The 13,601-nt window shown below is 58.2% G+C and carries 9 protein-coding genes; 7 read left to right on the forward strand and 2 right to left on the reverse strand.

Annotation, left to right across the window (positions count from 1 at the left end; genetic code table 11):
- Nucleotides 1–54 precede the first annotated feature (54 nt).
- Complete coding sequence (gene pepN / locus E1180_RS09515) at nucleotides 55–2,697, reverse strand: aminopeptidase N (protein ID WP_155190946.1); 2,643 nt, start codon at nucleotides 2,695–2,697, stop codon at nucleotides 55–57.
- Between the two features lie 237 nt (nucleotides 2,698–2,934).
- Between pepN and E1180_RS09520 the strand changes: the two genes are divergently transcribed.
- Nucleotides 2,935–3,930, forward strand: a complete 996-nt coding sequence (locus E1180_RS09520; RefSeq protein WP_155190947.1) for a hypothetical protein — start codon at nucleotides 2,935–2,937, stop codon at nucleotides 3,928–3,930.
- A gap of 22 nt (nucleotides 3,931–3,952) precedes the next feature.
- Here E1180_RS09520 and E1180_RS09525 read toward each other — a convergent pair whose 3' ends face one another.
- A complete protein-coding gene (locus E1180_RS09525; RefSeq protein ID WP_155190948.1) occupies nucleotides 3,953–4,945 on the reverse strand; it encodes a hypothetical protein in 993 nt (330 codons plus the stop codon).
- Between the two features lie 377 nt (nucleotides 4,946–5,322).
- Between E1180_RS09525 and E1180_RS09530 the strand changes: the two genes are divergently transcribed.
- The 6 genes from E1180_RS09530 (at nucleotide 5,323) to E1180_RS09555 (ending at nucleotide 13,597) form a co-directional block, all read left to right on the forward strand.
- A complete protein-coding gene (locus E1180_RS09530) occupies nucleotides 5,323–5,820 on the forward strand; it encodes a class I SAM-dependent methyltransferase (RefSeq protein ID WP_155190949.1) in 498 nt (165 codons plus the stop codon).
- Between the two features lie 29 nt (nucleotides 5,821–5,849).
- Entirely contained in the window at nucleotides 5,850–7,049 is a 1,200-nt protein-coding gene (locus E1180_RS09535; protein ID WP_155190950.1) for a CaiB/BaiF CoA transferase family protein, read from the forward strand.
- Nucleotide 7,050: 1 nt separating this feature from the next.
- Nucleotides 7,051–7,659 carry an NUDIX domain-containing protein gene (locus tag E1180_RS09540; protein WP_155190951.1) on the forward strand — a complete coding sequence of 203 codons (609 nt, stop codon included), beginning with the start codon at nucleotides 7,051–7,053 and terminating at the stop codon, nucleotides 7,657–7,659.
- 96 nt (nucleotides 7,660–7,755) lie between these two features.
- Nucleotides 7,756–9,636, forward strand: a complete 1,881-nt coding sequence (locus tag E1180_RS09545) for an adenylate/guanylate cyclase domain-containing protein (RefSeq protein WP_208997045.1) — start codon at nucleotides 7,756–7,758, stop codon at nucleotides 9,634–9,636.
- Nucleotides 9,637–9,827: 191 nt separating this feature from the next.
- On the forward strand, nucleotides 9,828–11,714 hold the full coding sequence (locus E1180_RS09550; protein WP_283404660.1) for an ABC transporter ATP-binding protein: 1,887 nt from the start codon (nucleotides 9,828–9,830) through the stop codon (nucleotides 11,712–11,714).
- Nucleotides 11,711–13,597 (forward strand): ABC transporter substrate-binding protein, encoded by a 1,887-nt coding sequence (locus E1180_RS09555; protein WP_155190952.1) that lies wholly within the window; start codon nucleotides 11,711–11,713, stop codon nucleotides 13,595–13,597. The genes E1180_RS09550 and E1180_RS09555 overlap by 4 nt, the downstream gene beginning before the upstream one ends.
- Nucleotides 13,598–13,601 lie beyond the last annotated feature (4 nt).

Genomic DNA, 13,601 nt, shown 5'->3' on the forward strand with positions numbered 1-13,601 from the left:
TTAACGGGCGCTGTGTTTTCACGGTGTTCCGTTAACGTTTTGCAGTGTTACGTACTATTGCAGGGTCCTGTCCACGATATCGCGGCTGTCTCTTGACAGTTCTTCGCATGATGAAATCCGCAGGAGCGCAGATTCAGCAAGGGCAGAACGTTGTGGTTCCAGTGCGCGCCAGGACCGGAAACTGGTCAATAGCCGCGAGGCGACCTGCGGATTGCGCTTGTCGATGGCCAAAACTGATTCGGCAACCAGTTTGAATCCGGATCCGTCCACTCGGGCAAACTGCGTCGGGTTGCCGGACGCAAATGACTGGAGAAGCGCGCGCACCTTGTTTGGGTTGGATGGATCGTACAGCGGATGGTCCATGAGGCGGGCAACAACTTGCGCCGCGTCCTTCAGCGGTGCGGTCGCCTGGGTCATGAACCATTTGTCCATCGCCAAAGAATTCGACTGATGCCGATCATGGAAGGCGGCAAGGGCTTCCGCTGCCCGGGGAAGGTTGCTGTGAACAAGCAGTGTGAGGGCGGCAAGGCGGTCGGTCATGTTGTTTGCAGTCTTGAACCTGTCGGCCACTAATGCGGATACCCCTGAAGCATCTGATACGGCAAAGTAGTGCAGCGCCCGGTTGGCGAGGGCGCGCTGCCCGGCCGGTTCCGCATCCGGAGAGTAGGCGCCCGCCGGTGATGCTTCGATGATTTGAAGCAATTGGCCGCTTAGGGCTTTTCCGGCGAGGCTGCGCAGGCTCTCGCGGGCGCTGCGGATGGCGTCCGGGTCGACGTCCTTGCCGATCTCCTGGGCGATGTCCGCTTCCCCCGGCAGGGTCAGCGCCTGAGCCTTGAGCGCTGCATCGAGCGAACCATCTGACAGGATTGACCGGAAGACATCGATAATGCCCTCGGACGGGGACACGGGCTGATGAGCGCGAATGGCACTTGTCAGCCGCACGAGGTCTTGCATGGCGAGGGTCTGAACCGCCTGCCACCGGTTGAATGGATCGCTGTCCTTTCGCGCAAGAAACAAAAGCTCGTCTTCCGACAGCTTCTGATTGAGGCGCACCGGAGCCGAGAATGCACGCTGCAGGGAGAGAACCGGCGGAACCGGAACGTTCTTGAACGTCACTGTCTGATGCTGCTGATCAAACAGGAGGACGTCGCCCGAAACAGTGGCCCCATCCACCGAGCCGGGTGTCAGATCTGTGCCATTGGGGTCAACCAGCCCGAAACGAAGCGGAATGACGTTCGCCCGTGTTGTTTTTTGACCCGGTACAGGGGGGATTTCCTGGGTCAGCGACAGTGTGAAGGACTGGCGCGCGGGATCGTATTCGGTTTCCGCCGCCACCACCGGTGTTCCGGCCTGGTCGTACCAGAGCGAAAACTGGCCGAGATCCCTCCCTGAGCTGTCTTCAAAGCATTTCAAGAAGGCTTCGATGGTTGTGGCTTCGCCGTCGTGACGCTCGAAGTATAGATCAAGCCCGGCCCGAAAGGCTTCGGGGCCAAGCATGGTCTTGAGCATGCGGACGACCTCCGCGCCCTTCTCATAGACCGTTGCCGTGTAGAAGTTGTTGATCTCGTGATAGGTGCGCGGGCGGACCGGATGGGCCAAAGGGCCGGCATCTTCGGGAAACTGATGCGACTTCAAAAGCCTGACATCGGCAATGCGTTTCACCGCCCGGGACCGCATGTCGGATGAAAACTCCTGATCTCTGAAAACCGTCAGGCCTTCCTTGAGGCAAAGCTGGAACCAGTCCCGGCAGGTGATGCGGTTGCCCGTCCAGTTGTGGAAATACTCATGGGCAATGACCGCTTCGATATTGGCGTAGTCCTGGTCCGTCGCGGTTTCCGGATCCGCAAGAACGTATTTGTCATTGAAGATATTGAGGCCCTTGTTCTCCATGGCACCCATGTTGAAGTCGGACACGGCAACGATGTTGAAGACGCTGAGGTCATATTCCAGGCCGAAGGTCTCTTCGTCCCAGCGCATCGAGCGTTTGAGCGAATCCATTGCCCATCCGCACAGCCCCTCCTTGCCGTGCTCGACATAGATGTTCAGCTCGACAGACGTGCCAGACCTGGTCGTGAAACGGTCCGGTACCTTGGCCAGGTCACCTGCCACAAGCGCAAACAGATAGGCCGGTTTGGGGTGGGGATCGTGCCAGACCGCAAAATGACGGTCCGTCCCCTCAACCCGTCCGGTCTCTGCAAGGTTGCCGTTCGCCAAGAGCACCGGGCAGTTGTTCGCGAGGGCCTCCAGCCGTGTCGTGTAGACCGACAGGATATCCGGCCGGTCCAGGAAGTAGGTGATCCGCCGGAAACCCTCTGCTTCACATTGCGTGCAATAGGTCCCCGAAGACTGGTAAAGCCCCATCAATTGGGTATTCGCAGACGGATTGATGACCGTCTCAACGATCAGTTCGAACGGCGCGGCGGGCGGTGCCTTGATCGTCAGCTTTTCGGGAGAGGCTTCATAGGCGGAACACTCGAGCGGGACACCATCGATTTGGACGCTGGTCAGGGAGAGGTCGTCACCGTCCAGCTCAAGCGGTGTTCCGTCCGGCGTGCCCGCGGTCCGGGCAAGGCTCATCCTTGTGCAAACGCGGGTCTCAGTAGGGTCGAGATTTATGTCCAGGAAAACCGTTTCGATGCGGTAACGGGGCAGTTGATAGTCTTCCAGCCGGATGGCGGGGGCCGTTTCAGAGCGCAACGCGGTCTCCTTGGTAGTCTGCGAAAATCATGGATCAAGCGGGATAGGATAATCGCTCAATCGGACATTCAGATCTGGCAAATGCGGCGCAACCATGATCCCGGGCATCGCAATTGTCCAGCCACGATCTCCCTGCAGCCTCTGTCCGGCTGTTAACAATTTTTAAGCGCCGCGGCGTTGCGATCCGTGCAACCATCGTCAAGGTCTTCTACCAGGTTTTGAAACATGAGGATTGGCATGGCGGACAAGGTCAAGAGCACACAAAGCCAGACTGTGATCGATTACAAAACCAAGCACGTCTATTTCTATCTGCCAAAACTGCCGGAAAACGAAGGCGAGGTTCCGGATAACATCGATCTTGGCGCGGTTCTGCGGCTTGGCGGATATTCCGATATGGAGCAGCGGGCTCATCAGGTGCCGGACGAGCAGCTTCACTATTATCCTCAAAAGCATATCGAAGACGAAGGCGGCAGCTCCAGCAAGAACATCTTCAAAAGGGCTTCGGGGGCTGACGGCGAGACAAGCCACGGTATCCTGATGGCCTGTGATGGCCGCTTCCTGGTGAAGGCGGGCGAGAAAATGTACATGGAAACCGGCGACCACCACCTGCAGGTCAATGGTGATTACGAACACAACGCAACAGGTACAATAAAGGTGCATTCCGGCGGCACGTATGATGTGTCGAGCGCCGAGGGGCAGTCGATCACCCTGAATGCGGGGGATCAGACCGGCGACATGCTCTTTCAGGCAAACAACAAGAGCGAATCCTTGTCGGGTAATTCCTCCAGCAGTGTCCTTGGCAGCGAGGATTCCAAGACCAGCGGGAACAGCACGAAGATCATCGGCGGCATGTCCTGGGCGCACACGCAGAAGGTGGCCGTATCGGCCTTCGCGGCAGGTCAGGTGACCCTGTCATCCTGGGGTTTCCAGAGCTTTGGCTATTTGATCAAGCTCTATCCGGTGGGTGACATGATCATCGCCGGAACCCGCATCCAGGCGGTTGGGGCGGCCTTTACACGGCACCAGGCGAGTTTCGGCTATGCGGCGTTGTCGGCAGAAAGCCGGCAGCTCAAGCTCCGCGATGATCTGACCAGCCTCGATGGCATCGGCATCAAGATCCAGAATACCGATATCGGAGCTTCGGACAACGCCATTCACTTTGCCGCCCAGCAGGTCGAAATGAACAGCGGGGAGGTCGAGGCGAACACCAAGGGTGTGATCGTTTTTGTCTGATACCCGGCCGCCCGGCCGCCAATTACAAGTTTGCGATGATCCCGGACATGGCCACCATCGCATTGGTGGTCGACAACCGCAGTTCTCCCAGGTCGGTTTTGAGCCCCTGGGTCGCCGCTTCAAGTTCTCCTGCGCGGGTCTTGAGCGGATTGACCTCCACCTGAACGTCTGAAATGCGTGAGCTCAAGGCGTGCATTTGGGTTTCAAGCTCTGTCATTTCGGCTTTGGTCGCGGGCGAGACCAGTTTCATCTCCGCGATGTCGAACTCGAATTTCTTGAAAGACATTTCCAGGGTGGTGATGGAGATGTTGACGAAAAGGTTCATTTCAAGCGCAGCATTCAATGAGATCGCGGCAACGGCGGCCAGGTTCATCTCCAGGCAGCCGCCGGTGACCATCTCGACTTTCCCGCCGGCAAAGAATTCATAGCGGTTGGCATGCACGACCTCATAGGAGTTCTCCGTGATGAGCTCGTAGGAATGCCCCATGATTTTCGTTTGCTGTTCCTTGCCCTGAATATAGATGGTGCCGGTCTCGTTCCCCGCGTCCAGCGTGATGGACTGGTTGGTGCCGGATTCTATCTTGACGCTTCCCTCCGCGGCGACGTCGACATTGCCGCTGACTTCCAGTTCATAATTTCCCTCCACGTCGATGTTTTGATCGGCGGTCTGCAGGTAATACTTCTCTCCCGCCTTCAAAAGAATCCGGCCATCGCAGGCCAACAGAATGCCGTGACTGGTGGATGGTGAGGAGCCTGCCGCATGCTGAAAAATATTGTCCGACCCCAGGCCGCCTTCATCCTCGATATGTTTTTCCGGGTAATAGTGTTCCGCATCCTCTTCCACATCACCGGCCTGCTCTTCCAGTTCGCAATAACCGCCAAGCCGGAAAATTGCGCCCAGATCAATATTGTCCGGAACATCTTCTTCATTTTCCGAAAGACGTGGAAGGTAGAAGTAAAAGTGCTTGGTGTCGTAGCTGACTTGTGATTGCGAAGTGGTGTCGGTATCGGACATAGGCCCCCCAAGAGCAAATGCTTAAAAACGAGCGCGGAGCCGCGCTTTTTTGAGCCGGATCGTGAAACTCTGCCGCAAGCAGGCGCAGTCTTCCGGAACGGGCGGTGTATACCGCACGCAATCACGTTACGTCAGATGTCGTTGCACTTGAAGCTGGTTGAAACCACAAGGGCATCAGGGTTGTGTGGTGTCGTCCCAAAGATCAGTGCTGACAAAGCGGATTTGATTTACCGCCCAGGCCTGATCGACTATCAACGGGCCGGGGATCTTCAGGCATTTCCCCCAATACGCCTTATGCTCTAGAGAAAAGCGTTTTTGACCTTCCGGACCGGTGCGTTTATTCAGGCACCCGAATTTGGCAACAAGGGTTTGTATTTATGAGTCGCTTGGACAGCTTCATCCGCCGCATGACGTCCCAGAAAATTCTGCTGGAATACCTTGTCAGCAAGGTCAATGAAACCGAAGGACCGGTCCTGGAGCTTGGTCTCGGCAATGGCCGGACCTACGATCACCTGCGGGAAATTTACCCGAATAAGGAGATCTACGCCTTTGATTTCGTGATGGAATGCCATCCAAGCTGTGCGCCGGATGCGGATCACATGATCTCAGGCGACATTCGCGACACACTCGCATTTTGTGAACCACGCATTGGTTCCAAGGCCGCTTTTGCCCATGTGGATATCGGGTCTGCCGATCCGACTTTCGACCTGTCCATTGCCCACTGGCTTGCACCACTTCTGGACAAATGCATGACCGTTGGCGGTTACATCCTGACGGCCTTGCCGTTGGATCTTCCAAACTATGCCGAGGAGGAAAAACCTGAGGGCATTCATCCGGGCCGGTATCACATTTACCGTAAAATCTCCGAAGCGTGAGCGGCACTAAGACATCTTGAGGACATCGCATGACACCCCCATTGACCGGCCTGAAGGTGGTCGAGCTTGCCCGCATCCTTGCCGGGCCATGGATCGGCCAGACCCTTTCGGATCTTGGAGCGGACGTCATCAAGGTGGAAAGCCCGGCAGGGGACGACACCCGGGGCTGGGGCCCGCCGTTTACGGCAGGCAGTGATGGCGGGCAAAGCGATGCGGCCTATTTTCATGCCTGCAATCGCGGGAAACGCTCCATCACAGCGGATTTCCGGACCGCAGAAGGCCAAGAGGTGGTCCGAAGGCTGGTGGCTGGTGCCGACGTCCTGGTTGAAAACTTCAAGGTTGGCGGGCTTGCCAAATACGGGCTCGATTATGAAACCCTCAAGCCCATCAATCCGAAATTGATTTATTGCTCCGTGACGGGTTTTGGCCAGGACGGGCCTTATGCGCACCGTGCCGGCTATGACTTCATGATCCAGGGCATGGGCGGCATCATGGACCTGACGGGCGCTCCTGACGGCGAACCGCAGAAGGTCGGTGTGGCCTTTGCCGATATTTTCACCGGTCTTTACGGCGTTATCGGGATCCTGGCCGCTTTGCGGCGGCGTGATCAGACAGGTGAGGGAGAATGGGTCGACATGGCCCTCCTGGATGCGCAGGTTGGGGTTCTTGCAAATCAGGCCCTGAACTATTTCGTCAGCGGAAACGCTCCAAAACGGCTCGGCAATGCCCATCCGAACATCGTGCCCTATCAGGTCTTTCCAGCCAGCGACGGCCATCTGATCATTGCCGTCGGGAATGACGGGCAATTCGCCCGTTTGTGTGCGGTTCTGGGGCTTCCGGAGCTGGCGAAAGAGCCGCGATACGCGACCAATGCGGCTCGTGTGGCGGCCAGATCGGATTTGGTTCCGCTTCTTGTCGCAGAGACGCAAACGCGCCGGCGCGACGACTTGCTGGCGGCGCTGGAAGCGGAAGGGGTTCCGGCCGGGCCAATCAACTCGGTCAGCGATGTCTTCGATGATCCGCAAATCCAGCACCGGTCAATGAAGGTTACCCTGCCGGCGGATGCGGTTGAGGGCGGAACCGTTTCCTCCGTTCGAACGCCGATCAAGTTTCAAAACTCAGGGCTGAAGCTTGACCGGGCCGCGCCCGCGCTTGGCCAGCACACGGATGAGATCTTGAAGGAACTCGGCCTTTCCCCCGAAGCGAAGCCCGGAGGCGGGGAAGGGTAAAATGGACGACGCGCCAAACCTGAAGATCCTGAAGAGCGAGGTCCTGTCCGACAATTGGGGCACGCTCACAAAGTACACATACGAGTTGTTGCGCAGGGATGGTGCCTGGCAGGAGCAAATTCGGGAGGTTTATGACCGGGGGCATGGTGCGGCCTGCCTGCTCTACAATCCGCAAACCGGTTGCGTTTTGCTCACACGCCAGTTCCGCCTGCCCGTCTTTGTTGCAAGACGCCCAGCCCATGTGATCGAAGCACCTGCGGGCTTGCTCGAAGGTGAAAACCCGGCGGCCCGCATGCGGGCCGAATTGATCGAAGAGACCGGATTTGATGTCTCTGAACTTGAACACGTTTATGATTTGGCGATGAGCCCGGGATCGGTGAGCGAGTTCCTGTCCTTTTTCCGGGGAACGTACAGCCTGAAGGACCAGGTCGGGGAAGGCGGGGGAGACCCTCATGAAGGCGAAGACATCGAGGTTCTTCATGTTCCGCTTCAAAAAGCGCTGGGAATGATCGAGACCGGATGCATTTTCGATGCGAAGACCGTCATTCTGCTTCAGGATCTTCACATCAGACTGACCGCTGGGCTTTTAACGCAACCGGACGGGGCCTAGGACAGGTTCCTTGGGGGCTGCCTCCAAGCATTTTGCCACAATTTGACGGCAAGTCTGGTACCTGTAGTTTGATGGTTCACAAGAGGACCGGGCCGCATGGCAAAAATGCGCTCAAAAAATCGTCGCTTCCAGGTTAGCCTGTCAACGCTTGTTGGTGCCGGGTCCGGCGGCTTTGTAGCGCTTGCGATCGCGCTTGTTCTTGGAATGTCGGTCACGGCCAACTTTCAAAACACGTTTTCTCTTTTGAACGACAAGACGATCTTGAGCACCCAGGGGCTGGAACAGCAACTGAGGACGCATTTCGCCTCTGTCGAAAATGCCGTGGTGGGCTTGCAGCCCTCATTCGAAAACGGACTGGAAACCGGCAAAAGCCCGGACCGTATTCTCGAAGATCTGACGCTTGCGCTGAAATCCAACCAGGACATCACGACCCTTGCAATCACCTGGATGGACGGACGGCGGCTGGGGATCTACAGGGCTCTGAATGGAAAGCTTTGGCGGATCAAGGAAGCTGTGCCGCCTCCGGGGTTTGAAGGCCAGGACTTGCCCGAGCTGGCACCCGATAGCCCGCCAACCTGGGGGGAGGTGGTGATCCATGATGTCGGAACCTTCTCGAATGTTTCGGTTCCCCTTGTCAGCGGCGGTTCGTTGACCGCAGTCCTGACAGCGGCCACATCCATGGAAGACCTTGCCGAAATCGTATCGGCCCGGGACGAGGGACCGGACAATACGGTTTTCATTCTCGACGGGCAGGACCGGGTGATCCTGCATTCGGATTCGGATTGGTTGCAGACCGGCGGCCAGATTACGGAAAAGTTTCCGATGCCCCGGCAGACGATTTCAGACCCTGTCTTGAAGAACCTGGCCGAGCAGGAGCGCCTGGAAGAATTCGGAAAAGCGGCCGACCTCGGTATTTATGTCTCCTTCGTACCGGCCGACGAAGACGAGTTCATCGTCATGACGGCGGAACTGTCCGGCTTTAGCAGTGTTCCGCTCACCATCGGGCAATATTACCGGGGCGCGACAGTGTCCCGGGAAGTGCACCGCCTGTCGGGATCCATGATCGTCGGTCTGGGCATGCTGGCCGTATCGGTTGTGATTGCCTTCTGGCTGGGGCGGCGTGTGTCGCGCCCCTTGCGGAACCTGGCGAGACAGTCAGAGCGGGTTGGAGCTCTCAACTTGAACGAGGTCGAAAAACTGCCCCGCAGCCGCGTTGCGGAAATGGACCAGGTGGCAATCGCGTTCAATTCCATGGTCGAGGGGCTGAAGGCCATGAACACCTATGTTCCCCGGTCGCTCTTCATCAAGCTCATGCGTCTGGGCGGCAGCAAGGCGGCCGAGGCCCGGGAAGCGGATTTGACGATCCTCTTTTCCGATATCGTCGGGTTTACGGCCCTGTCCGAACACATGAGCGCCGAGGAAACCGCTGACATCCTGAATACGCATTTCGCGATTCTGGTTGAGGCTGTCGAAACGGAGGGGGGAACGGTCGACAAATTCATGGGGGATGGCATGCTCGCCTTCTGGGGCGCGCCAGATGCCCGCCCGGACCACGCTGAGGCCGCCGTTCGCGCCGCCCGCCGGATCGCTGCCGCTCTCCACACCGCGAATGCAAAGGCGGCTGCTCAAGGGCGCCCGCCGATCCGGATGCGCGTTGGCATCCACAGTGGACCGGCCGTGGTTGGCAATGTCGGCGCGCATGACCGCTGGAACTACACAGTGGTCGGCGACACCGTCAATGCTGCAGAGCGGCTGCAGCATTTGGGCCGGGAAGTGGCCGGTGAACCCGAAATGACGATCCTTGCAAGCGCCGACACCGTTGCACGTTTGCCGGTTCAAACCGGCCTGACTGCGGTCGGGGAACACTATCTGCGCGGCCGCAGCGAACGCATGGACGTGTTCTGGCTGGATCCGCACCCGCCAAAGGCCGCGGAGCAGGACAGTCTGCAAGAGCGTCCGGTTTCAGCGGCAGAATAAATGCCGGAATCGGGTTAGCGCTGGCAATATTCTGAAACAAATGGAATTTTCCGAATGGCCGTGATCCAAGTCACGGTTCAATTGTCGCTTCTGGACCATTGCTATCAGCTGCCAAATTTGATTGTCTTTTGTCTGCAACAGAGGCTTAGTAAGGCTCTGCAAGTCACGCCGCACCAAGGAGGAGCGACACGGTGAATGTTCTCTCGATTGAGGGGCTGACGGTAGATTTTAATACTGCCGAGGGAAAAGTCCGGGCCGTCGATGACGTATCGTTTGTGGTTCCGGAAAACCGCACCGTAGCGCTGGTTGGGGAATCAGGGTCCGGAAAGACCGTTATTTCGCAGACAATTATGGGGCTTTTGCCGGAAGCTGCGTCGATTACATCAGGCCGGGTGATCCTGGCCCATCCCAGTGGCGCGGAGCCTCCTGTCGACATCGCAACGCTCGAGCGCAAGGGACCGCAAATGCGCCATATGCGCGGCAACCGCGTTGCGATCATCTTCCAGGAACCCATGACATCCTTGTCGCCGCTCCACACGATTGGTGACCAAATTGGGGAAGCGGCGCTTCTCCACCGCAATTGCAGCCGCGCCGAAGCGCGTGAACTCACGCGCGACATGTTGAGGCTGGTCCAGTTCCCGGACCCCGAACGCGGCCTTGATACCTTTCCGTTCGAACTGTCCGGCGGATTGCGCCAACGGGCCATGATCGCAATGGCGATGATCTGCAATCCATCGCTTCTGATTGCCGATGAGCCGACAACAGCCCTTGATGTGACCATCCAGGCGGAGATCCTCAAACTGATCCGCGATGTGCAGCAGGAGCTGCGCATGGCGGTCCTGATGATCACGCATGATTTCGGGGTCGTTGCCAACATGGCCGACGAAATCGCGGTCATCTACCATGGCCGCATCATGGAGCGGGGCACGGCGGAGCAGCTCTTTTCCAACCCGCAGCACGACTATCTCAAGGCGCTTTTGAATGCCGTGCCGAGTTTTCACATGGAGAAAAGCGAGCGCTTGGTCCCGATCCGGCCGATAGAGATCAATTCCGCGGAGATGACGAGCAATCGTCCAAAATGCGATGTGCCGCCCGGCGAGCCGCTGGTGGAGCTTCGGAATGTGACGAAACAATTCACCCTCCGGAAAGGGTCGTTCCTGGGCGGTAAGCCGAAAACGATGACGGCGCTGGACTGCATCAACCTGACGATCAAACGGGGCGAATGCCTCGGCCTGGTCGGGGAGTCCGGCTCCGGCAAGACCACGGCCGCCAAAACGATCCTGCGCGCGCTCGATATTGAAGACGGCGAGGTCGTCTATAATCGCGGGAAGGGGCTTGAGAACGTCGCGGATCTTACCGGTGCCGATCTGATGGATTACCGCCGCCGGGTTCAATTGATTTTTCAGGACCCGTTCTCATCGCTCAATCCGCGCATGACGATCAACGATATCCTGACGGAGCCGCTCGAGATCCACGGGATCGGAACGCCTGACAGCCGGGCGGAGCGTGCCCGCAATCTCATGTCGCTGGTTGGGCTGGACCCGCGCTACCTGCGCCGGTATCCGCATTCCTTTTCCGGCGGCCAGCGCCAGCGGATCGGGATTGCGCGGGCGCTGACGCTCAATCCGGAGTTTCTGCTCTGTGACGAGCCGACATCGGCGCTTGATGTATCCGTTCAGGCCCAGATCCTCAATCTGCTTCAGGATCTGAAACGGGACCTGAACCTGACCTATCTGTTTGTCAGCCATAATCTGGCGGTTGTCGACTACATTGCCGACCGGATTGCGGTCATGTGCCGGGGCCGCCTGGTTGAAATGGGAGAAACGCGCAAGGTCGTTGCCAAGCCGCTTCACCCTTATACAAAGGCGCTTTTGTCCGCCGTGCCGGAACCGGACTTGTCCGCGCCACTTGATTTTGCAGCGCTTGATGCGAACCGTGCATCCGAGCCGCATCTTTGGCCCGATCCGTTCAAGATCACAGAAGGAGTTACCCCAACGCTGGTGGAGCTTGAACCGGGCCATTTTGTCTGCGCACCTGGTCTTCAGAATACCGGGGCGCTGAAGGGAACAGCAGCATGACGTTGAAATCATCATTTGCGGCGGGGGTCTTCCTCGGCGCTGCCCTGGTCTGCGGGCCGGTGGCCGCTCTTGAACTCAAGGAGACGCCGGGGCTTTCGCCGGATCTGCCTCCGGTTGCCGAACGGGTGCCGTCGGAGCCGTTGATTGTCGATTTGGAGGCGCGCGGGCGGACCATAGGACAGCACGGCGGCGCGCTTGATACCCTCATCGGCCGCGCCAAAGACGTGCGGTTGATCAATGTTTGGGGCTATGCCCGGCTCGTCGGCTACAATGAAGACTTGGAGCTGGTTCCCGACCTTCTGGAGGACGTGGAAGTCGAGGATGGCCGAATTTTCACCCTCCATACCCGTGAGGGTCATAAATGGTCCGATGGGCATCCGTTTGGCGCAGAAGATCTGCGCTACTACTTTGAAGATGTTGTGAGCAATGAGTATCTGACCCCGGCCGGCCTTCCGCCGTTTCTTCTTGTGAACGGCAAAGGCCCGACATTCGAGGTTCTGGATGAAACAACCGTCCGGTATACCTGGGACGAACCGAACCCGCTGTTTCTGCCGGAATTGGCCAAGTCACGCCCGCCCTTCATCTACCGCCCGGCGCATTACCTCAAGCAGTTTCATGGCGATTACGGCGATCCGGAATTCCTGAAAGAAGAGGCTGCGAAAGTGAAAGCCCGCAGCTGGGCACCGCTGCAGGGCAAAAAGGACGACATGTACAATGCCCGCAATGTCGACCTGCCGAGCCTGCAACCATGGGTCCGAAACCGGGATAACAGCGATCTCAGGTTCATTCTCGAGCGCAATCCTTACTACCACCGGGTCGACAGCACCGGCCAGCAGCTTCCCTATATCGACGAGATCATCATGACGGTCGCGGATGGCAAGCTGATCCCGGCCAAGGCCCAGGCAGGCGAAGCCAATCTACAGGCCCGCAATCTGAGCTTTTCGGATATCACCGTGCTCAAGAAAGGGGAGAAGCAGAACGACTATGTGACCGCGCTTTGGTCAAACACCAAGGGGTCCGAAATCTCGCTTCTGCCGAACCTGACCGTGAAAGATCCGGTGTGGCGCGAGCTGCTCCGTGATACCCGGTTCCGCCACGCCTTGTCCTTGAGCCTCGACCGGAAACTCCTCAACAAGGTTCTGTTCTTTGGTCTGGGCACTCCGGGCAATGATACGGTGCTGCCGCAAAGCCCGCTCTATAAGCCCGAATACACGACCAAATGGGCGGAATATGATCCTGACCGGGCCAATGCGCTGCTGGATGAGATCGGACTGACCGAGCGCGACAAGGAGGGCATCCGGTTGATGCCGGATGGGCGTCCGCTTCAGATCATCGTGGAAACCGCAGGCGAACAGCAGGTGGAACTCGATGCGCTCGAACTGGTTACCGACATGTGGAAGGATATCGGCATCAAGCTGTTCGCAAAACCGAGCCAGCGCGACAATCTGCGCGAACGCTCGATCACGGGCGAGCTGGTGATGTCGGTCTGGTCGGGCATGGAGAACGGCATCCCGACTTCTGAGATGCCGCCGGAAGACCTGGCGCCGGTGCGCGGTGATCTGGCGCTCTGGCACTATTGGGGCGACCATTATGAGACCCAGGGCAAGGGCGGGGAAAAGCCGGATTGGCCGCCAGCGGAGCGCCTCCTGGAGCTCTACAAGGCCTGGCTGGTCTCCAAGACGCCGGAAGAGCGGACCAAGATCTGGACCGAGATGCTGCAAATCCACGCAGACGAAACGATCCGGATTGGTCTGGTCTCCGGCGTGCGTCAGCCGGTCGTGATCAAGGATGTGGAAAATGTTCCGCTGGAAGGGATCTACGGATGGGATCCGGGCGCGCATTTCGGCATTCACCGCATGGACGAGTTCTATCTGGCTGACTGAGCTG

The organism is Roseibium denhamense, assembly GCF_009711415.1.
Classification (GTDB): domain Bacteria; phylum Pseudomonadota; class Alphaproteobacteria; order Rhizobiales; family Stappiaceae; genus Roseibium; species Roseibium denhamense.

Bases quoted from the DNA above. Each gene is read 5' to 3' on its own strand.
- E1180_RS09555 (WP_155190952.1), top strand. From the start codon at position 11,711: ATGACGTTGAAATCATCATTTGCGGCGGGGGTCTTCCTCGGCGCTGCC.
- E1180_RS09520 (WP_155190947.1), top strand. From the start codon at position 2,935: ATGGCGGACAAGGTCAAGAGCACACAAAGCCAGACTGTGATCGATTAC.
- E1180_RS09525 (WP_155190948.1), bottom strand. From the start codon at position 4,945: ATGTCCGATACCGACACCACTTCGCAATCACAAGTCAGCTACGACACC.
- E1180_RS09530 (WP_155190949.1), top strand. From the start codon at position 5,323: ATGAGTCGCTTGGACAGCTTCATCCGCCGCATGACGTCCCAGAAAATT.
- E1180_RS09545 (WP_208997045.1), top strand. From the start codon at position 7,756: ATGGCAAAAATGCGCTCAAAAAATCGTCGCTTCCAGGTTAGCCTGTCA.
- E1180_RS09540 (WP_155190951.1), top strand. From the start codon at position 7,051: ATGGACGACGCGCCAAACCTGAAGATCCTGAAGAGCGAGGTCCTGTCC.
- E1180_RS09535 (WP_155190950.1), top strand. From the start codon at position 5,850: ATGACACCCCCATTGACCGGCCTGAAGGTGGTCGAGCTTGCCCGCATC.